This is a genomic window from Cobetia sp. PDI-12MA, from assembly GCF_059507695.1.
The window spans coordinates 2,418,669-2,440,455 of record NZ_CM183351.1; the positions used below are offsets into that span (position 1 = coordinate 2,418,669).

A 21,787-nucleotide genomic window follows, 5' to 3' on the forward strand; every position below is an offset into this window, starting at 1 on the left:
GCCTCAGCACTTGCCTCGAGCAGACCGAAGTGGAGATGCCAGCCATAAGGACCTGTAGACACCTTGAAATACGGCTACGTTGACAGGCGCTGACGTCGATCAACTAGTAAGCGATGAATCCAGGGAATGAAGTGAACATCAATATTTCAACCATTTTAGGACGCTAACTTCAAATTTGATGCCGAAAGTATCTACACCCTCTTACACTTATTGCGCTAAAAAATAAATGACAACTAGTGTTTTACTTACTAGAGTATTATAGCCAGCGGTGTTGCCTAAACGGACAATAGGCATCATCCAGTAAGTTCCCATATTTTCATGAGATGAGATCACCTTCATGGACGAAATGAGCATCCTGTCTGTCAACGCACATAGAGACATCGTAGATCATGTGCCTTTAGCTATCACTACGAGTACCGAAGGTTACGCATTGCTCCTTGCCCGAACGCAGCAGGCTACTTATCTCGTGATCGTCCAGCTGATGGGACGCACTGTCTCGACAATAGAACTCGCCTCATCGCGTTATGCGGAATTTGTCATTCAGCTAATCGATGAACAAATTCGGCAACACCCTGGGCTTCGGGGAGAGGAGCTCAATACGCACATTACTCTCAGAGCCAAGAACCATTTAACCCGTACCCCACTGCCTGGCGACTTTCTGGCTCCTATCGCTTGATCGCCCTGGCCGCTGAGTGCAACCGCTCGCCTGGCGGCCAGCCAAGAACGGCGATAAGACCTTGATATGGCAGCACACGTTGGATAAGGGACATTATTGTGTGCGCAACGCCCCGTGCCGTCCCCCTCTTCGACCAGCATGATCTCAGTGCACTCACGAACTCGCACGCTTGCCTGCAAGGCGCCTCCTGAAAGCCTGAGAGATTCGTCCCCACACCTGCAAAGACTTGCCCTCTTGCGCGTGCACACTCATCATCGGGGAAAAGACTGCTTCTACTTCAAGGACTTCCTCTTTGGCATCTCGTCACTCCTCCGGCCCCAACCCCCGCGACATGAAACAACAGTTGTTGGACAAAGCGCGTGCCCGTCGCACCCAAGCTACCGCCGCCATGGCGGGCGAGGCTGACAATGATGTGTTTGCCCCCAGGACACCGACACTGGAGATCAGCGACGACTTCGTGCGCTTCGATCGCCAACCCGGCTATCAGCAACTCAGCATGATGCAGCAGGCCGGTGCCGCCTTTGGCGTGCCGGAACCCTTCTTCCGCGTGCATGACGGCTGCGCCGGTGCCACGACGCGTATCGAGGGGCGTGAGCTGGTCAACTTCGCCAGCTACAACTACCTCGACTACTCGCGCCATCCGGAGGTGGTCAAGGCCGCGGCGGACGCTGCTGCGCACTATGGCACCTCGGTGTCGGCCTCGCGCGCGGTTTCCGGCGAACGTCCGATCCACCAGCAGCTGGAAGCCGCCGTCGCGCGCACCTACGACGTCGAGGATGCGGTGGTATTCGTCAGTGGCCACGCCACCAATGTCTCCACGCTGGGCTATCTGCTCGGGCCGAAGGACCTGATCCTGCATGACGAGTGGATCCACAACAGCTCGCTGGTCGGCGCCCAGCTGTCCGGCGCCCGCCGCATGCCGTTCGCGCACAATGACCCGGACGCGCTGGAAGCGCTGTTGCGTGCCCAGCGGGGCAAGTTCGAGCGCGTGCTGATTGTCACCGAAGGCCTCTACAGCATGGACGGCGACGTACCGGACCTGCCGCGCCTGATCGCCCTCAAGCAGAAGTACCGCTGCTGGTTGATGGTCGACGAAGCCCACTCCTTCGGCGTGCTCGGCGAGCGCGGTCTTGGCCTGAGAGAGCATTACGACATCGCTGCACGTGACGTCGATATCTGGATGGGCACGATGAGCAAGACGCTATCCGGCTGCGGCGGCTATATCGCCGGCTGCAAGGAGCTGGTCAGCATGCTGCGCTACTTCGCGCCGGGCTTCCTCTACTCGGTGGGCATGCCGGCACAGGTCGCCGCCCCATCGCTGAAGATTCTCGAACTGCTCCAGGGCGACGATGCCAGGCAGCGCATCGCCCGCCTGCACGATGTCTCCGGCTACTTCCTCAAGCGCGCACGCGCCCTGGGGCTCGATGTCGGCGACAGCCTGGGCGTTGCCGTCGTACCGGTGATTCTGGGCAGCTCGCTGGTAGCCGCTCGGCTCTCCAACCAGCTGTTCGAGGCAGGCTTCAACGTCCAGCCTATCCTGCACCCCGCCGTGCCGGAGAAGAGCGCGCGGCTGCGCTTCTTCCTCTCCTGCGAGCATACCGAAGCGCAGGTCGACGCCGTCCTCGACACGCTCATGCAGCAGCTGAGCAATATCAAGGCGGGTCTTTGACCAGACTTGTGAGCCAGAGTGACAAGTCAGCGCAGGAAGTCAGAATCGTGAGCCAAGGCTGATCGGACTTTCGCAACGCCTTCTCTGCTGATACATCCCACAACGAAAAACGCGGCCCTGCTTTTCAGCGGGGCCGCGTTCTCTATCACGACAGGAATCAGTGGCGGTGCCAGGTGTCAGTGCCTCAAGACTGCTCAGCCATCAGCTCGCTCAGCACCTGCTCGAACACTTCCTTGGGCTGAGCACCGCTCAGGGCACTGCGGCGGTTGAAGACGAAGGTCGGCACGCTGGAGATTCCCATCTGCTTCCAGTGGTTCTCATGCTGAACGACCTGCTCACGTGCCTCGGCGTCATCGAGTTGCGCGAGCCCTTCCGTGGCATCCAGCCCGACCGCTGCCAGAGAGTCCGCCATCACAGCGCGGTCCGACATGTCCTTCTGCAAGGTGAAGTAGTCAGCGTAGAACTGCATCATCAGATCATGCTGCATGCCCTGTTCGGCGGCGTACTCGAGCAGGACGTGGAGCTCGAGGGTATTCACCATGCGCATGTCGTCGAAGAAATTGAAGACCAGGCCTTCCTCGGCCGCCAGAGCGGTCAGATTGCGACGTGCCTCGGCACTTGCCTTGGGCGTGGTGTCGTACTTGCGCTCGATATGGGCGCGCAGATTCTCGCCGTGTGCCGGCATGTCCGGGTTCAGCTCAAAGGGCTGCCATTCGATCTCGACCTTGTCTTCCAGGCCCAGTGACTTAATGGCGCTCTCGAGGCGCTTGTAGCCAATGATGCACCACGGGCATACCACATCGGAGACGATGTCGATCTTGAGCTTGTCTTGCATGTTCATTCTCCTGAGCGGCGAAGCAATGCGCCTCACCGCTCGTCAATATTCGTGAGCGACTGCTCAAATTTGCGCGTACTGTAGACCCCGTGCGTGCTCAGGTCAAAACCTCTCCAGAGTGCCGGATCGCCTGAGCGCCGAATCACCAGAGCGCCAAGCGCTGAATCTCGAGAGCGCTGAACGCTGTTGCCTCTTCAGGTCTGACATTCCATGCAGACATCCCGATCAGCCATGCTTGGCTTGGGCTTTATCAAAAGCGGCAGGCGACGCTGCCTCAAGGCGACGCTCATGGGCGCGCAACGTGCCCCAGACGATCGCCAACCAGTAGACGTAGACCATCACGCCGCTGGCCTGGGAGAACATCACCCAGGTCATCCCGAAGTCGAGGAAGGTCAGCGGCAGCAGTACCCCGGCGACAGCCAGTGAGCGCAATGTCAGGTCGTCGCTGTCCAGACGACGATAGAAGAGGCGCAGCGGCACCAGATAGAGAGCCAGCAACGCAAGCAGCCCCAATATCCCGCGCTTTACCCACGCATCGAGAAACTCGTTATGGGGATGTTTATACCTTTTCACATGGCCACTCAGGCTGCCCTGTTCGATCAGCGTATCACGTGCCTCGGCGTAACCTGTCTCGCCCCTGCCCAGCCACGGCTGCTCGGCAATCATCAACAAGGCACCCCGCCACATCTCGAGGCGCGCCCCCGCCGAGGTGCCGGCATTGCGGTCTTCCACGTACTTCGTGACATCCGAGACACCGGCTTCGACACGTTGCTGAATGCCGGTCGCCGGCGTCATCACCATCAGGGCGATCACCCCGGCACACATGAAGACGCCCAGCCGCAGTACACGCCGCGAGATCACCTCACCATAACTGCGATACAGCACCCAGGCGGCAAACGGGAGGCCGATCCAACCGCCGCGCGTCCCCGACATCAAGGAGCCGATGATGCCGAACGAGCCGCCGATCAGTAGCGCCAGCAACCAATAGCGCCGCCGAGCTCCCGCCTGACTCATCGCCCAGCCAAGGCCTGCCAGACACATCAGCCCCATCAACATGCTGATATCACCGAAATTGATGGTATTGGTAAAGCCTTCGGCTCGATATACAGATCTAATTAGCTTTTGCCACATCGCCCAGCTGCCGGTCAGCACACTACCGAGGATCAACCCGCCCCACATGGCCCCGAGCGAGGGGGGGCACGACAACACCAGTAGCAGCACCGGCACAGCCAGCAACAGACGAATCGGCACGCCTGTCGTCTGCCACGCATCCCCCTGCAGCAAGATGCTCACCAGCAACAGGGCAGCGAGTCCTGCCACCACGCCGATCACTGCCAGGTCTTGCTTGTGGGCAGCTCCCAACAGTGTGCGCGGCTCGCGCAGCAGGCAATAGCCACTGATCAATACCAGCAATGCCGGCCCCACGCTATAGCCAGAAGGCATCACCAGGCTGAGCGAACCGAACAGGAAGACACTGAAGGAGACGGTGCGCGATATCATAGGGGAAAAATACGGAGCAACCCCGGATGAATCCGAGCGCGCAGCAGAAGCGAATGACGGCATACCTGGCCTTCCTGATCCAATGATGACGATATGAACGGTGATACGGGCAACTCAACCGAATTAGGCAGAGAGTTATCGTGAGCTTGATAAGCGGGATAGCCTGACACAACTGCCCTCCTCCTTGGCATCAGGCACTTAGCATGAAAGTCATCACCTGCTCCCTCTACTCCGTACCTGTAAACCCATACGAAAACGCCGCATCACAAGGATGCGGCGTTTGAGTTTTGATCAAGAATCAGAACTCTGGATCAATCGTTGCCGAACAGATCGCGGGTGTAGACCTTGTCGACCACATCAGCGAGCTCTCCCGCCATGCGATTGCTCAGGATGACATCCGCCTCCTGCTTGAACGCCTCAAGATCACGCATGACGCGTGAACCGAAGAAGGTGTCTTCTTCCAGCACCGGCTCGTAAACGATAACTTCAATACCCTTGGCCTTGATGCGCTTCATCACGCCCTGCATGGCACTGGCGCGGAAGTTGTCAGAGCCGGACTTCATCACCAGGCGATACACCCCCACCACCTGCGGGTTGCGCTTGAGTACGGACTCCGCAATGAAGTCCTTGCGCGTGGTGTTGGCATCGACGATGGCCTGGATCATGTTGTTGGGCACTTCCTGGTAATTGGCCAACAACTGCTTGGTATCCTTCGGCAGACAGTAGCCCCCATACCCGAAAGACGGGTTGTGGTAATGCTGCCCGATGCGCGGGTCCAGTCCCACACCTTCGATGATCTGCCTGGCATCCAGGCCATGTGACTCGGCGTAGGTATCCAGCTCATTGAAGTAAGCGACGCGCATTGCCAGATAAGTATTGGCAAACAGCTTGATGGCTTCCGCCTCAGTGCTGTCAGTGAAGAGCACATCAACACCCTGCTTGATCGCGCCTTCCTTGAGCAGACCAGCGAACACCTCGGCACGCTCGGAGCGCTCACCGACGATGATGCGAGACGGATGCAGGTTGTCGTACAGTGCCTTGCCTTCGCGCAGGAACTCCGGCGAGAAGATCAGATTCTCGGTATTGAAACGCTCACGCGCCTCTACCGTATAACCCACCGGCACAGTGGACTTGATCACCATCACCGCGTCAGGATTGATATCGCGTACATCCTGAATCACCGCTTCAACACTGGAAGTATTGAAGTAGTTGGTGGTGGTATCGTAATCCGTCGGCGTCGCGATGATCACAAAATCGGCATCGCGGTAGGCCACTTCCTTGTCGAGGGTAGCGCGGAAATTCAGGTCCCCACGCGCCAGAAACTCGTCAATCTCGGCGTCTTCAATCGGTGCGACACCACGGTTCAGGCCTTCCACCTTCTCCGGCACGATATCCAGTGCGATCACTTCATGATGCTGTGCGAGCAGCATGGCGTTGGAGAGGCCGACATAGCCGGTGCCTGCGATGGCAATTTTCATTTAGTGGATCCAATCAAATGAATTGAAAGCAAAGCAACTACTTAACACAAAACTTTAAGATGCTTTACTTAGCAGGTACAGACTGATCAGCCTCAACTGCGCCCGTAACGATCATTGAAGCGAATGATATCATCTTCGCCCAGATAAGACCCGGACTGAACTTCGATCAGCTCCAAGGGAATCTTGCCGGGATTTTCCAATGCATGAACCTGGCCAATGGGGATGTAGGTTGACTCATTCTCACTGACAAGCTGAGTCTTGTCGCCAATGGTAACCTTCGCCGTCCCAGAGACGACTACCCAATGCTCAGCACGATGATGATGCATCTGGACGGAGAGTTTCGCGCCAGGCTTCACGGTAATGCATTTGACCTGGTAACGATCACCTTTATCAATGCTGTCGTAGACACCCCAGGGGCGGTAAACCTCACGATGATTGATATGCTCCTGCCGGCCTTCTCTCTTGAGGCGTTCGACGATCTTCTTGACTTCCTGCACCCGGTCCTTGTGAGCGACCAGTACAGCATCCTTGGTCTCAACCACGACCAAGTCTTCAACACCGACTGTAGCCACCAGGCGGTGATCTGCATGCACCATCAAGCCATGACTATCGTGAAGCATGACATCCCCATGACAGGCATTCCGCTGCGCATCATGTTCCTTGACGTCCCACAGCGCTGACCAGGAGCCTATATCACTCCAACCCGCTTCAAGCGGCACAACAGCCGCCCGCTCAGTACGCTCCATTACGGCATAATCGATGGAGTCTGATGGGCAGACCTTGAAGGCTTCCGCATCCAGGCGGGTAAAGTCGAGATCTTGACTCGCGCCAGCCAGTGCCGCTCGACACGCTTCAACCATCGCAGGCTGGAAGCGTTCCAGCTCTTCCAGGTAGCTCTGGGCAGAAAAGAGGAACATCCCGCTGTTCCAGTAATAGCCACCAGAGGCCAGATAATCTTCAGCGGTATCGATGTCTGGCTTCTCGACGAAGCGCTTGACGCGGAAACCGAAGTCATTGAGCCCTTCACCACGCTGGATGTACCCATAACCGGTTTCAGCATGCGTCGGTACTATCCCGAACGTGACCAATTGATTCTGCTCAGCCAGCATTCGTGCATGACCAATGCTTTCGTGAAATTTCGCAACATCACGAATCAGGTGATCAGCCGCCAATACCAGCAGCAAGGCATTCGGGTCTTCCGCTATGGCATGAAGCGCTGCCACTGCTATCGCAGGCGCCGTATTACGGCCTTCAGGTTCAAGTAATATACGCGCGCCGGATACCCCTTGCTGACGCACTTGCTCGGCGACCAGAAAACGGTGCTCTTCATTGCAGATAAGCAATGGTGCGCGATGCTCAAGGGGTTCCAGGCGCTTGAGTGTTTCCTGCAGCATGCTGCCCTCGCCAGTAAGGGGCAAGAACTGTTTGGGATTCAATTGGCGCGACAGTGGCCACAGCCGTGAGCCACTGCCCCCGGCCATGATGACAGGAGTGATCATGGGAATTCCTTGTGAAGATTGCAAAGTTATACCGCCGGCAAGTAGGCACGCGTATTGGTATGTACCTTCTGGTCCTGGGCGATAGCGCTCGGTGGCCACCATTGGTAGCCACCGTGCTGCTGGCGAGGCAAGATTGCCAGATCAATATCAATGTTCAGTTGATAAGCGAGCACTATGTAGTGCGTCGAGATCTCGGCATCAAACATGCTGTCGGTGTAGAAGTGTTGATAGACACCGAGGAAACGCATGCTGGAAAGCGGCACGACTTGTCCCAGTTCATCCTGAGTCAAGCGCTGAGCGGTAGCTTCAAGAGTCTCTCCCTTGAGCACCCTCCCACCAGGGACGAACCAACTGCCCTGTGCTGGCCGGTTCAACCGCTCTCCCAATAACCACTCACCTTGAGAATTGGTAACCACAAAATCCATGGAAACAAGCGGTGCATGCGACACGATGTGCCGAAAGTCATCCTTGCTTAGCCAACCCTGCGGGGTAACAGATGCTTCATGCATGAGAATCAGCCACGGAAGCGGTCCTGATTGTCGATAAACCAGCCATAGGCATCCACAAGCCCTTCTTCCAGGGTAATGCTCGCCTCCCAACCAAGTGCCTTGAGACGTGAAACATCCATCAACTTGCGGGGCGTACCATCTGGCTTGCTGGCGTCAAATGTAAGTTCGCCTTCAAAACCAATCACCCGTTGTACAGTCTCTGCCAGCTCGCGGATGGTGCAATCCACCCCTGTACCGACATTGATATGAGATAGCATCGGTGTGGTATTGGCCTGATAGGCGCTATCGTCCAGTTCCATGACATGCACACTGGCCGCTGCCATATCATCGACATGCAGGAACTCACGCATCGGATTGCCGCTACCCCAGACAACGACTTCACTTTCCCCTTGCTGCTTGGCTTCATGGAAACGACGCAGCAAGGCAGGAATCACATGAGAGTTCTGCGGGTGAAAGTTGTCATGCGGACCGTAAAGATTCGTCGGCATCACGCTACGATAGTCACGGCCGTACTGACGGTTATAGCTCTCACATAGCTTGATACCGGCGATCTTGGCGATGGCATATGGCTCGTTGGTAGGTTCCAAGGTGCCAGTGAGAAGCGCTTCTTCACGCATCGGCTGCTCTGCATGCTTGGGGTATATACAGGAAGACCCCAGGAAAAGCAGTTTAGCCACATCAGCCATATGCGCAGCGTGAATTATGTTCGCTTCAATCATCAGGTTTTGATAGATGAAGTCAGCCGGATAGGTATTATTGGCTTGAATCCCGCCCACCTTGGCAGCAGCCAGGTAAACCTGGTCAATAGCATGCTGCTGGAAGTAAGCCTGTACTTGAGCTTGGTCAAGCAGGTCCAGCTCTTCGCGGCTAGCCGTCAGGATGTTGCGATAACCATGCTTCTGCAGGTGACGCACAATGGCTGAACCCACCATCCCACGATGGCCAGCGACAAAAATCGTCTGATCTAGATCGCGTGACATGCTCAGCCCTCCACCGAAACCGGGATCTCGTAGCCATGCTCTTTCAGTAGTGCATGGCGTTTGGCGACCTTGAGATCTTCAGACACCATCTCGGCACACATTTCTTCTACCGTGATTTCCGGCTCCCAGCCAAGCTTGGCTTTTGCCTTGGACGGATCACCCAGCAGAGTTTCGACTTCCGCCGGGCGGAAGTAACGCGGATCAACCCGAACAAGCACATCGCCAACCTTGAGTGCCGGCGCCTTGTCACCCACGATTTGCGCAACAATGGCCTGTTCGTCAACACCTTCGCCTTCAAAGCGCAAGGTGACACCCAGTTCCTGGGCACTCAGACGAATGAAGTCACGAACTGAAATCTGTTTGCCGGTCGCGATAACGAAGTCTTCGGCTTCTTCCTGCTGCAGCATCATCCACTGCATGCGCACATAGTCCTTGGCATGGCCCCAGTCACGCAAAGCATCCATGTTACCCATGTACAGACACTCTTCCAGGCCCTGAGCAATATTGGCGAGGCCACGAGTAATCTTGCGTGTCACGAAAGTCTCACCACGGCGCGGGGATTCATGATTGAAGAGAATGCCGTTACAGGCATACATACCGTAGGACTCACGGTAGTTGACCGTAATCCAGTAGGCATACATCTTGGCAGCCGCATAGGGAGAGCGCGGATAAAAAGGCGTGGTTTCGCGCTGCGGGACTTCCTGCACTTCGCCGAATAGCTCTGAGGTAGAAGCCTGGTAGAACTTGGTTTTCTTCTCGAGACCCAGTAGACGAATCGCTTCCAGGATTCTCAGGGTGCCCAGAGCATCGACATCAGCGGTGTACTCCGGTGATTCGAAGCTGACGGCAACATGAGATTGAGCGGCCAGATTATAGATTTCGTCCGGCTGCACCTCTTGAATGATGCGAGTCAGATTGGAAGAATCCGAAAGGTCTCCATAGTGCAGTACGAAATTTTGATTTTTAACATGCGGATCCTGATAGATGTGATCCACTCGCTGGGTATTGAATAGAGAAGCCCGACGTTTGATACCATGAACTTCGTAGCCTTTTTCGAGCAGTAGCTCCGCAAGATAAGAGCCATCTTGACCGGTTACACCTGTGATTAATGCTTTCTTTAACATGAAAAAACCTTATTTAGTGTATTTTTAAATTAAGTTTTGATTTTAAACTTAAGCACATGTAGTACAAATATTGGAGCAGAGACTAACATCCGCCTCCAAAGCCGTTTGGGCTGCTGAACCAATCTTGGCAACCACTCTAAACCCATGCGCTGAAAGATAGGATGCGATCGCTTCACACGCCCTGTATAAAAGTCGAATACAGCACCTATCGCTCCTGCAAATTTTACGTCAAGGTATGGTAGGTTATCGTAGATCCATTTTTCTTGCTTTGGTGCCGTCATACCTACCCATAGTACATCTGCTTTAGATGTATTAATAGCTTTCAACATCTCATTTAATTCTTCAGCGCTATAGCTTTCTTTAAACGGAGGTGAGTAAGTACCAACGACCTCTAAAGAAGGATAATCTCGGGCCATTGCTACTCGTATTTTAGCTAAAGTCTCTTCAGTTGAACCCAAGAAAAAAACTTTTCCTCCTCCCATATCATTCAAGCGCTGGTGAACACCTTGAAAAATATCAGACCCAGTAACTCGTTCTTTTATATTACCACCGAGCAGTTTAGATGCATATATAACTCCTATACCATCGGCAACAAGCCAGTCAGCAGATTTTAAAGATCTAGAAAAGTGTTTATCAGCTTGCGCTTCGACGTATGAATGCGGATTAAAGCATGCCAACCAAGCTTTATTGCCTAAGCAAATATTTTTTACTATGTCGTCACAGCAATTCGGGGTGCTATAAGAATCTACTCTGTAGCATAAAATCTCCTCTTTCATAACCTTCTCTCTTTCCTGTCTATAGCAATCTGGTATATGTTAATAAGCGCCTTATAGTTTACATCCTGATTGTATAAAGATTCATATGACTCTCGAGCGCCCTTTGCCAAATCAAGTAATTTATTAGAGTCTCTCCATGCTGCAGAAATCACGTCCCTTATTGAAGATGGATTAAAAGGTTCAAAAATAACCCCGTTGTAGTCATGTTTAACAATACTTGGCAACGGTCCTAAATTAGATGTGGCTACAGGTGTGCCTAGGGCGAAAGCTTCTCTAACGACCATTGGAAACCCCTCGAAACACTCAGAAGGAAGTACTAATAAAGCTGCATTGGCAATTTGCGCTTGAGCAGCTTCAGATGAAATATGACCATAAAAATTGACTGCAAGCCCATCACTTAATTTTTCCAGCTCTTCTCTTAGTGGCCCAGAACCAATTATACGGAGCTCAGGGGCGTCAGCCCCCCATTCTCTCCAAGCTTCTATTAAATTTCGTATACCCTTTTCACTGCTAAGCCTTCCTACAAACACTATATATCTGGGTCTATCCATGTATGGTATCACACAAGGATCTCCTTCATAGAAATTTGGCTTAACATAAATCTTACTCGATGGTAATCCACCCTCCGCCATCAAATTTTTTTGAAAATCGGATAAAGCAATAAAAGCATCGACGTGATTACACCAAGTTTTTTTCGCCCTATGTAAAGAAACATTAGCGGCCAGAGGTATAGTAGCTAAACGACTATTACGGTAACACCCATATTTAATTGCAGGATAAGCCGATTTAGAACTTATACACTCAGTGCATACTTTACCATTACGAATTGGAATAGCAGCGGGACAAAGTAGCCGATAGTTATGAAGAGTTATTACTGTGGCAGTGAGGTCGCTAATTGAATGAAATATCGCAGGGGAAATTAAAGGAAAAGTATTATGCACATGAACTACATCGGGTTCGAACTCAATAACTTTAGTACGTAGAGCAGCAGCTGAGAATGGGTTCCACGGAGTGGATAGAGCACCCTTAATTAACCCTAAAACTCCTTGATTACGAATTTCATCGCTATCACGACTAAAAATATTTACTATATGGCCCTGACCCTCAAGCAGTGCTTTTTCAATATTAAAAACATTACTTTCTCCGGAAGGTGCATCTGAGCCATAGAAATTATGTACTAACAAAATTTTCATTTTGTACTTCCAGGAAATTGTTAATTATAAAATAATTATCTTATTGAAATATTATACTATCAATAATTGATGTTTAGCTGAGATGATTCAATAGATAAAATAATTTATTTATTCACACTTAGCGATCTTAAAATACCATTAACAAAATTTTCACCCATATTTTGAATTGTATAATACTTAGCAGAATTAGCCGCCCCCGTTGCTAAAGTAGTCCGGAGCTCGTCATTCCTGAAGAAGAGAAGCACATTTTCAACATAATCGGTGATAGTATTTTTAGTGATCAAACCATTACTACCATTATCTAAGTACGCTATTTCAGGGCTATGTAAACCACAATTTGTAGTAATCATTGGTACTCCAGCAGTAAATGAATCAAGGATACTCAACCCTACTAAGCCAGGATTAAGTATAACGTTCGCTTCTGCTAGGTATTTGGCTTTACCTTTTGTATCTTTGAACCCAACATAATCACACCAATCATGCTGATTGCTAAACTCTATAACTTTATTTCTTTCAACACCATCACCAATAATAACAAGTTTGAACTCTGGGAGTTTCTTTTGTATTATTTTTGAAGCTTCGAATAAAAAATCCAATCGCTTTTCTGAATACAAGGATCCAATAAAAATAGCTGTTTTATCTATGTTATTTTTTTTATAATGGTTAAAATTTTTTAACTCTTTCTCTAATGATGAGATATCTATAGTGTTTTCTAAGTTTGTGATTTTATTCTTAGGAAATCCAGTATCTTCTACTAACTTTGCACTTAGTCCTGTATAAGCGAACCACCAATGTACATATCGATTCGTGTATTTTTTAAACGATTCACTTAAACTTTTTTTATGTCTAGATTGAAAATTAGCACCGTGTCCCCAAAAAGCAATTTTCTTATTAAAGAGTCTCATTAGCAATATGGCATAGTTACTAATTATTGAATTCTCTTGCGTAATTACAACCAGATCAAATTTTTTCAAATCGCCAGTTAAAGGTATCCAGCAAAATGTTTTATTGAATATGTTGAAATACTTATTTTTTACCTTAATGCCCCAACTGATAACCCCCTGGTCGTACTTTTTTTCTTCAGCAATTGTCGGATCACCATAAATAATTAAAAGCTCTACCCCATATTTGGCAAGCTCTATCCTCATATATTCAAAAAGTGGGATACGATAGTGAGTTAGCCTGCGTTGTATAATTACAACTTTCAATGTAACACCTGTATGTCGAGGTTAATGATATTAAGTTTTAGATATAGCTTGCGAATTCTATATTTAGAATGCTAGTTATGTATTTCTTTCATGCGCATAATATTTATAGAAAGCCCTAGTAATGACATCATAGGGTAAACGACATAACTGTACACAATCGCATTATCAGTAAACATAACACATAACAAAGCTAAGCTTGAAAAGTAAGCAGTCATAACTATAACCTTACTATCTTTATGTAGATTAGCAGATGTTAACACCAATTTTATTTTTTTTATTAGACTTAACAAAAAGGTTAAGAACAATACTAAACCCACAATTCCAAACTGGTGTAAAATCCGTAAATAATCATTATGTGGATGTGACCAACGCGGTATCTCTAGCATTTCTGGCGGGCCAGGGATGCCATATCCGAGCATTGGCCGGTTTAACCACGATTCTATTATTACCTGCCACATGCCTACCCTACCTGAGGTATTAATATGCACACCGTTTATTACTAAAGCCTGGTCGCCACCAGCAAACGAGTTACTAAAATATCCCGAGTGTAATAACCAGCTACCAAAAAGAACAATCATAAATGTAGATATTATACATAGAAGTAAAAACTTTGGAGATAACACCTTACGAATACCATAAAGCAATATAGGTCTTATGAGCAATATCAAAACCTCTGTGACATATACTATCCTAGCTTCAACTAATATATGGCCGGTCAATATCGCCACCATAAACAAAAGCGAACTATGCTTACCTTGTTCATATTTAGCCAAATGATAAAAAAAGAATAATAAACCAGCTAAGGCTGTAGTTGCATTTTCTCCCGAAAACAAGCCTAAATATAAGATCACTAGTATATATAAATAGCTCGCGAGGGATAATATCTTATTTACAGTCTTTATAAAAGAAATATTCAGATTCATCGGAGTTGAAAAGATCAGCAATAGAAATAACATCCCTCCCCATACAGCTGGATAATTTCTTACTGTTAACTCTTTTGCTGGATATAGCCCTAAAAGGCTAGCTATACTTAAGACCCAAAAAATAAAAAGGGCTATAACTGGCAACCATATTGATCTAGAAATCTTGGGGTTATTAATAAATAAAATTAAGGTAAAAATTGGTATAAGTAAAGTAATAATGCCGCTTAAACTAATTGGACCCAGCTTTACAAAAGTTGGAATAGAACCAAAAGCAGAAGATACTATTACAAAAAACAATAGAGCTGCTGGAAGTTTGTAATGAAAATTCAAATTCATAAAGTATTTTCTCTTGAATGTAAGATACCGGATGATCGAGTTTAAAAGAAATACTACATTTAGGGGTCATATTGAAGTCATCTAATAGTCTCAAGTAAAACTTCAGGCGACAAAAAAAAGCAAGCAACTACAACCCCGTTTGTGCCGTGCTCCAAAAGGATTTAATGCAATAAAAACTACTAATTAATATTAAAAATTAAATGCCATTTGACTCAAGAGTATTTGACCTGTATCGCATTCCTAATGCTGTATACGGAGAATACAGTGATTACATGTCATCTCCTACATACTAGAAAGAAATATCTCTGCAGGATAAGCTCGAGGGCCACATAAGCGTTGTTATTGTTTCATGACCGATCAAGGCCGTACCAATGGTGAATTGCGCCATTACCTCGATCCATATGAGTCAATAATTAAATAGCTAAACAAAAATAAATCGATAACCACACGCAGGTCTACTAAACGATTATGGCTTTCCTATGTAGTATCAGAGCAACATTTTGCAACGTGCTTTTCTTGGATAAATACAACCCATATAATAACGACGCGATGCAAAAATTTTGGCCCATGATTTTTAAATATTTTTGTAAAGCTTGTATCATACAATATGTTTAATCGACTCTATGTGTACAGGTTAATGCAATGACTTTATAAACATGGTCAGAATAATACGATACGACTACCTGGTATTACTATATAAAAACACAGGCCTTTAAAAAATCATATTTTAATTAATGTCATAGTGTGTTTTTTACTTACTAATATAGTATTTATGCTTTATTATCAAACTTGAACCAGCTGGTGTATTTTAAATCTGTGTTCTTCACCTGCATTACCTTTATTATAGAATCCGCAATTTTGTCTAATGATTTATTATCATCGTAAGTTATTATATTCGTAATACCTAGACTTTCTAAGCAACCTATAACTTTTTGATCCTTTTTAGAATCCACTAGTGCTATAGGAGTAGCTCCGTTGATTGCTGACAATATTAATACATGTAGCCTATCAGATATAACAAAATTAGTTTTGTTATATTCTTCAACAATATTATCAATTGATGCTTTGTCTATTTTATAACACAAAATGTCTGGAGCATTGAAGCAGCTCTTAGAATATTCAGAGTTTAAGTTATCATCGAATTTTACTTGAGATATAAATTTATAGTTAATTTTCGAACTACCTAAAATGTCCACTAGTTTTTTTATAATATCCAGCCTTTTATCAGTTCGATCAAATCTAAATGAAAATATTAGATTTTGTGTATTTTTTTTAGGTCGTTGAGTTGCTGTAAATTCGGAATTATTTTCTGCGTAATACAATGCCATATCGGGCCAATATTTAGCTTTATCAACCCCAATTTTTTTATAAGAATCTAACGTAATTGCATCCCTGACTAACAACAAATCAACAATATAGTTATTAATTATTTTTTCTAGCCGATTTTTATTACGTGTATTTATATTGTTTGAGTGGGGTAATTTTATTAATTTTCCCCCAGCAAGTTTTGAACATAAAAAATAACTTAAAAACAGTCCTTTTTTTAACGTAGCCTTTAATGTGGGGTTTGAAGCGTATCCACCTGGCTTAATAACATAAATTAAATTTTTATCTTTTAAAAGGCATGTCAGATAACCGGATTTAGTAAATTCTACATTTCGAATGTCATCGAAAAGAGCTAGATATTTATCTGGTAAACCTCTAACATTTAAGATAACACGACCATAATTTTGCAAATATGAGATAGAGGCTTTAGCAATTAAGAAATCACCTAAGTTTTCATATTGAGTCTTTAGAGAAATATAAAAAACATTATCAGCATCTTTTTTTAGCACTTGTTTAAGTAAGCTATCCATTAGATCTCCAAAATTAATCTATATAGTTTGTAAAATACGAATAATTACTTTAACTTCGGCAATATCCATATGCCGAGTTTACTCCATACATAATATAATGCAGCAAGGTTCTGCATTATCAGTGACATGGATAGAGCCAAAGCTGCTCCTAATGCTCCCCACAGAGGTATAAAGAATAAAAATAATATAAGCCCAACAATGCTAGAAATTATGGCAATATTTCGCATCAACCTTTCGTGACCTGTCATGGTCAATATAAAACTAACTGAACCAGTTGCAACATTCACTAATTGCGCTATAGCTATTATCTGTAGCAAGGTTCCAGCTGTTTTAAACTCTTCGCCGAAAATACTTAAAATCCAACTGGGGGCAACAATGCATAAGGCTAGTGCCGGAGACGCCAATATCAGTGCTAAAACAAGCCCTTTCTGGGCTAATTTTTCTAAGGAGGCTATATCTCCGCTTTGGTAGTAACTTGCGAATCGCGGTGGTAATACTGCATTCAAAACCACTAAGATAAAACTAATTATAAATGCAACACGCTCAGCTGTTTTAAAAAGACCTAAGTCTGAAGGGGTTAGCATTAGTCCAGCTATAAATACGCTTACTACTTGTTGTAAAAAAATAGCCAAGCTCATAATAAAAAACACATTAGAGCTCGCTAGAAATTGTTTTTTTGTCACCGTATCTTTAGAATACTGTAATTTATTATTTTTTAACCATATACTAACTTGGTATATACCTTGTAATAATATTAACCAAGCTGCAATTGAAAATGACCATCCAATTAGTCCAATATCATTAGGATAAAGACTATTTAAAACTAATAATAAACCGCATGCTACCAACGAAACAGTACCGTTTTCAAGTAAACAAGCCGCTGCCGGTTTGTGTATACCTTTCATAAATCCACCTATGATAAAGGTAAGAGTAAAAGCAGGTATACTAAACACAATACCAATTAAAACATTTTTTAATTGTGGTGTATCAAACCAATAACTTATTATTTCGCATGAAAAGAAAATAGCAACAGACAATAATACACTTAGAAATGTTGATCTAACAATAGACCACTTTAAATAACTCACAATACCTATCGAACTATTGTTTTGTCCTACGTAACGCATCAAACTATGATTCATGCCATATCGTGCTATTATACTAGCACCAAAATATACCCCTTGAGCTAACGAATATATACCTACACCTTTAGTCCCATATAATTTACTTATAACCAGGATTAATAGAATACCACCAGCCGCTGCAATTATACGCGCAATAAATGTCTGGGCTAATGTTCTATAAATTTCACTCTTATAATATCGGCTTATGCTAAACATTATTTAACCCTAGGTACATAGCTCGAAACCTCTACCGTATCAGTATGTTATTTATTTCAGCCAACGATACAATTGAAACTTAACCTATTTGTAAAAACACTCTAATGCACAGTCAAATATGACTCTTACAAAAAATGCAATTCCCTGATATCTCGCGCTACAAACAATACACTAAGTCCTTCATAATTATCACATAACTTTCTTACAGCTAGTCTGAAGGGCTAAAACTACCCAAAAGCTGCCATCTATTACCTGCTTCCTATACCAGTAAATATTACCTTAATGGTTCTAAAAACAATTAGTATATCCAGCCACGGAGAAAAGTTTTTAATATAATAAAAGTCATATTCTAATTTTTCTATCATGCCTTCCACTTCCGCCGCATAACCTTGTTCAACTTGTGCCCAACCAGTGATACCAGGACGAACGACGTGACGATAATGGAAGAAGGGAACATCCTTTTCATACCACTCTGTCAAACTCATGGATTCAGGGCGAGGTCCTATCATACTCATCTCTCCCTTCAAAATATTAAACAGTTGGGGAAGTTCGTCTAGACGACACTTACGAATAAAGTGCCCAACACGGGTAATCCGCGGGTCATTGCCTTCTTGAGTAAAGCCAGTACCCTTCATGTCAGTATACATGCTACGGAATTTATAGACCGTAAACGGGCGACAGTGGAATCCCATACGCGGCTGACAGAATAGTGCTTTACCGGGGCTATCCAGACGAATGGCGAGCGCTGTCAATAGCATAACGGGAGCCAGCAACGGAATCAGGATTAACGCGGCGAGAATGTCCATGCCGCGCTTGATAACTTCATAATCTTCGCGCGGGGTCAATGAGCCGAATTCATTTGCATAGAGATGATCCAGCAGGACCTTGCCAGTAATCATTTCATGCGCTTGGGTGGCGTGATACACCGGAATACGATGAATCGTGCAATCAGCAAGGAAACGTTGCCATTCTTCCGGTAGATCCGCACGTAAATCTGCGACTACTGCATCAATTCGCTTCATACCGACAAGTGTCGGGGCCTCCAATGGGTACCAATATACTGACTTGCTGTGGTCATCGCACAATGCAGGGGCTTTTCCGAAAGGTACTACTGCCATACGTTTGGTGGTCAGTTTACTGTCGACATAATAGAAGGCCCCGCCAAAGATGATAGCAAGAGCAAAGGATATTCCCACCTGAAGTCGAGACACTTCAATTTCCAATACACTGCAGATAATGATCAACAAGGTATAGGAAGCGGCGACTGTCGGGATAACGTAAGTGAAGGAGCGCGTTCCGGGCAACTGGCACAGGCGGTTGATCAGTGTCAATGACAAGGTAAAGGCAGCAGCGGTGCCCAGAATCGCATTCCACTGCGCCAGCGTAGAGGTATTCCAGAAATCAAATCCCCAGCGGTACATTGCTGGCAGCACTACGACCAACAATACGCCGAAGAACGTCTGCAGGCGTTTGCTGGCCAGCAAGCGCTCGTAATGGCGTGAATAGCGGCGCTGATGCTCCATGGTAGAGCTCATTTCTTTCATCACTGATTTCCTTGCGGTTCAAGACGGCTGATAGCGTAATCAAGCGAAATCATTTATAGCTGTAATTGTAATAGCCATAATTTTCGCCGTAGGCACCTGCGGCCTTGCGTTCCATCGCATTGAGTATCCCCCCCTTGACTACTACGCCTGAGGCTGCCAGGCGCTTGAGCGAGACTTCCACTTCCTTGGGAGCATTTACCTCGAAGCGAGTCACCAGAAGTGTCGTGCCCACGTGCTTACCAATGACGGCAGCATCGGTGACAGCTAGAATCGGCGGAGAATCGATAATGACTAAGTCAAAACGCTCGCTGACTATAGTCAGGAAGTCATTGAAGCGTTCACTCATCAGCAGCTCGGAGGGGTTAGGAGGCGCAATGCCACGCGCCACGTAGGAGAGTGTCTCAAGCTCGGGAACTGCGCGAATAACGTCTTCCAGAGACTTCTTGCTTGCCAGGTAATCGCTCAAACCACACTCTGAGCGCTCATCGAAGATGGAGTGCATATGCCCCTTGCGCATATCGGCATCTATCACCAATACACGCTGCCCAGTCTGAGCACAGACTGCGGCCAGATTGGCAGCTACGAAACTCTTACCGATGCCCGGACTGGGGCCGGTAATCATCAACGTATTGGTAGGGGCTTCCATCATCGCGAAGTGCAAGCTGGTACGCAGGCCACGTAACGCCTCGATCGCCAGGTCAGCCGGATTGCGCGCGGCAAGCAAGCCATTGGGGATTTCACGCGAGTGTTTATCTGTTTTCCGCTTTACCTTGCGACTCAACTTGCCCTGCTCATCCGAGAGCGGGATGGTGGCATACATCGGCAGGCCCAGCGCTTCCAATTGATCTGGCGACTCCACGCCACGGCGGAAAGCTGCACGCAACAGAATAACACCCACCGACAGCATGCCACCCAGCAGCGTCGCGATGGCTACAATCATCGCTTTTTGAGGTTTGATTGCGCCGGGCAAGATACCTGCTTCATCCAGAATGCGCACATTACCGACCGTGCTGGCCTTGGCGATCTCCATTTCCTGCACTTTATTCAAAAGCTGCACATAGATGGCCTGGGTCACTTCGACACTGCGCGTGAGACGCAACACTTCCTGCTGCGTTTCAGGCAAATTCTTCACCTGGGCATTCAGCTTGTCCATCTCACGCTTGAGCTGTGCCTTCTTCTCGAGCAATGCTTTGTAAGTCGGATGGCTGGGCGTATAGCGCTTGGCGATCTCGGCCTCGGTCAGCTCCAGCTGGTTGACCTGGGCTTCCAGGTTGACGATGCGCTCCAGCACTGACTGGGTTTCCAGCGAGAGATCCACACTGTCACGCGAAGTCCTGAATTCATTCAGGCGCGATTCCGCTGCATCCAGCTGCGCCCTCACCTTGGGCACCTGGTTATCAAGAAACTCGAGGCTGTTACGAGCTTCTTCACTCTGACGCTGCACATTCTGCGAATAATAGATATCCGCGATGGTATTCAAAGTACGCTGCAGTGCTTGCGGCTGCTCCCCCGTCATCGACCAGGAGAGAATGCCGGTTTCCTTGCCCTGCTCCGATACGGAGAAGGAGTTACGCAGATCTTCAATCGCCTGCATGCGGCTGATATGGGTCAGTTCGAATTCCGCACCTTGCGCAGCATTCAGTGAAGTCACACGTAGATTAAGCTGACCATCGGCGAAGGTGTCCAGCTGGTTGACGCTACCCTTGCCCAGCGACTCTCCCTCGAGGAGGAGCTCATAATGGGACTCATCCAACACGCGCAGGGTGATGGTGCTGCCAAGCAGGGCATCATCGACTGGCATCTCACTGACGGCAATGCTCTCCCCTGCCCAAGTACTTGCCCAGCCTTGCGCAAAGTCTGGGCGCTCCACTCCACGCCGCACGAGGAAGTCACCCAGCAAAGGCAGACGCTTCGGGGTAATAGTAATATCCAGATTTAACAGATCTACCGCACGGCCCAGCACCATACGTGAACGTATGATCTCGATCTCGGATTGAGACGGCGGCTCCTTGCCAAGCAACGAATTCACATCTGCCAGCGGATTGGTCGAAGGGGCGTCATCAATCTGAATCAGAGCATCCACCTTGTAGATGGGCGTCGCCAATAGCGCGTAGATCACCCCAATGGCGGCAAACAGGCCAGTGATCGCAATGATCCATTGCTTGTGATCAATCAGAGTGCCGAACAAGCGACCCAGATCAATCGCATCGTCATCGTTGTCGCGAGTAGCTGCCGTTGGCATCGCCCCAGTGGCCGTATTTTGCGATGTCTGATTCATGAAACACCCTTCGAGTGCTGCGGCTCTGGTGAGAGCCAGTGATAGTGGGTAGTGAAGAGAAAA

16 protein-coding genes are annotated in these 21,787 nt (G+C 47.6%); 1 reads left to right on the forward strand and 15 read right to left on the reverse strand.

Features of this window, described 5'->3' with window-relative positions; all coding sequences use genetic code 11:
* Positions 1–1,007 precede the first annotated feature (1,007 nt).
* Entirely contained in the window at positions 1,008–2,345 is a 1,338-nt protein-coding gene (locus tag AC5WNI_RS10365; RefSeq protein ID WP_495929195.1) for an aminotransferase class I/II-fold pyridoxal phosphate-dependent enzyme, read from the forward strand.
* 184 nt (positions 2,346–2,529) lie between these two features.
* Here AC5WNI_RS10365 and AC5WNI_RS10370 read toward each other — a convergent pair whose 3' ends face one another.
* The 15 genes from AC5WNI_RS10370 to AC5WNI_RS10440 form a co-directional block, all read right to left on the reverse strand.
* Entirely contained in the window at positions 2,530–3,180 is a 651-nt protein-coding gene (locus tag AC5WNI_RS10370; RefSeq protein WP_495928398.1) for a DsbA family oxidoreductase, read from the reverse strand.
* A 225-nt stretch (positions 3,181–3,405) separates the two neighbouring features.
* A complete protein-coding gene (locus tag AC5WNI_RS10375) occupies positions 3,406–4,743 on the reverse strand; it encodes an O-antigen ligase family protein (RefSeq protein WP_495928399.1) in 1,338 nt (445 codons plus the stop codon).
* Positions 4,744–4,991: 248 nt separating this feature from the next.
* Positions 4,992–6,158, reverse strand: coding sequence for a nucleotide sugar dehydrogenase (locus tag AC5WNI_RS10380; protein ID WP_495928400.1), 1,167 nt, complete (start codon positions 6,156–6,158; stop codon positions 4,992–4,994).
* Positions 6,159–6,250: 92 nt separating this feature from the next.
* The gene (locus AC5WNI_RS10385; protein WP_495928401.1) at positions 6,251–7,657 is read right to left on the reverse strand and encodes a mannose-1-phosphate guanylyltransferase/mannose-6-phosphate isomerase; all 1,407 of its coding nucleotides are present in this window, start codon (positions 7,655–7,657) and stop codon (positions 6,251–6,253) included.
* Positions 7,658–7,683: 26 nt separating this feature from the next.
* Positions 7,684–8,166, reverse strand: coding sequence for a GDP-mannose mannosyl hydrolase (locus AC5WNI_RS10390; RefSeq protein WP_495928402.1), 483 nt, complete (start codon positions 8,164–8,166; stop codon positions 7,684–7,686).
* 5 nt (positions 8,167–8,171) lie between these two features.
* Positions 8,172–9,146, reverse strand: a complete 975-nt coding sequence (gene fcl, locus AC5WNI_RS10395) for a GDP-L-fucose synthase (protein WP_495928403.1) — start codon at positions 9,144–9,146, stop codon at positions 8,172–8,174.
* A gap of 2 nt (positions 9,147–9,148) precedes the next feature.
* The gene (gmd, locus tag AC5WNI_RS10400; RefSeq protein WP_495928404.1) at positions 9,149–10,270 is read right to left on the reverse strand and encodes a GDP-mannose 4,6-dehydratase; all 1,122 of its coding nucleotides are present in this window, start codon (positions 10,268–10,270) and stop codon (positions 9,149–9,151) included.
* Between the two features lie 29 nt (positions 10,271–10,299).
* Entirely contained in the window at positions 10,300–11,046 is a 747-nt protein-coding gene (locus AC5WNI_RS10405) for a WecB/TagA/CpsF family glycosyltransferase (protein WP_495928405.1), read from the reverse strand.
* Complete coding sequence (locus AC5WNI_RS10410) at positions 11,043–12,239, reverse strand: glycosyltransferase family 4 protein (RefSeq protein WP_495928406.1); 1,197 nt, start codon at positions 12,237–12,239, stop codon at positions 11,043–11,045. Before AC5WNI_RS10410 ends, AC5WNI_RS10405 begins: the two co-directional genes overlap by 4 nt.
* Before the next feature lie 104 nt (positions 12,240–12,343).
* The gene (locus AC5WNI_RS10415; protein WP_495928407.1) at positions 12,344–13,447 is read right to left on the reverse strand and encodes a glycosyltransferase family 4 protein; all 1,104 of its coding nucleotides are present in this window, start codon (positions 13,445–13,447) and stop codon (positions 12,344–12,346) included.
* Positions 13,448–13,518: 71 nt separating this feature from the next.
* Positions 13,519–14,706 carry an O-antigen ligase family protein gene (locus AC5WNI_RS10420; RefSeq protein ID WP_495928408.1) on the reverse strand — a complete coding sequence of 396 codons (1,188 nt, stop codon included), beginning with the start codon at positions 14,704–14,706 and terminating at the stop codon, positions 13,519–13,521.
* A gap of 770 nt (positions 14,707–15,476) precedes the next feature.
* Positions 15,477–16,562, reverse strand: coding sequence for a polysaccharide pyruvyl transferase family protein (locus AC5WNI_RS10425; protein WP_495928409.1), 1,086 nt, complete (start codon positions 16,560–16,562; stop codon positions 15,477–15,479).
* A 44-nt stretch (positions 16,563–16,606) separates the two neighbouring features.
* Positions 16,607–17,902, reverse strand: a complete 1,296-nt coding sequence (locus AC5WNI_RS10430; protein ID WP_495928410.1) for an oligosaccharide flippase family protein — start codon at positions 17,900–17,902, stop codon at positions 16,607–16,609.
* 248 nt (positions 17,903–18,150) lie between these two features.
* A complete protein-coding gene (locus AC5WNI_RS10435; RefSeq protein WP_495928411.1) occupies positions 18,151–19,446 on the reverse strand; it encodes an exopolysaccharide biosynthesis polyprenyl glycosylphosphotransferase in 1,296 nt (431 codons plus the stop codon).
* A gap of 49 nt (positions 19,447–19,495) precedes the next feature.
* Entirely contained in the window at positions 19,496–21,724 is a 2,229-nt protein-coding gene (locus AC5WNI_RS10440) for a polysaccharide biosynthesis tyrosine autokinase (protein ID WP_495928412.1), read from the reverse strand.
* Positions 21,725–21,787: the final 63 nt, after the last annotated feature.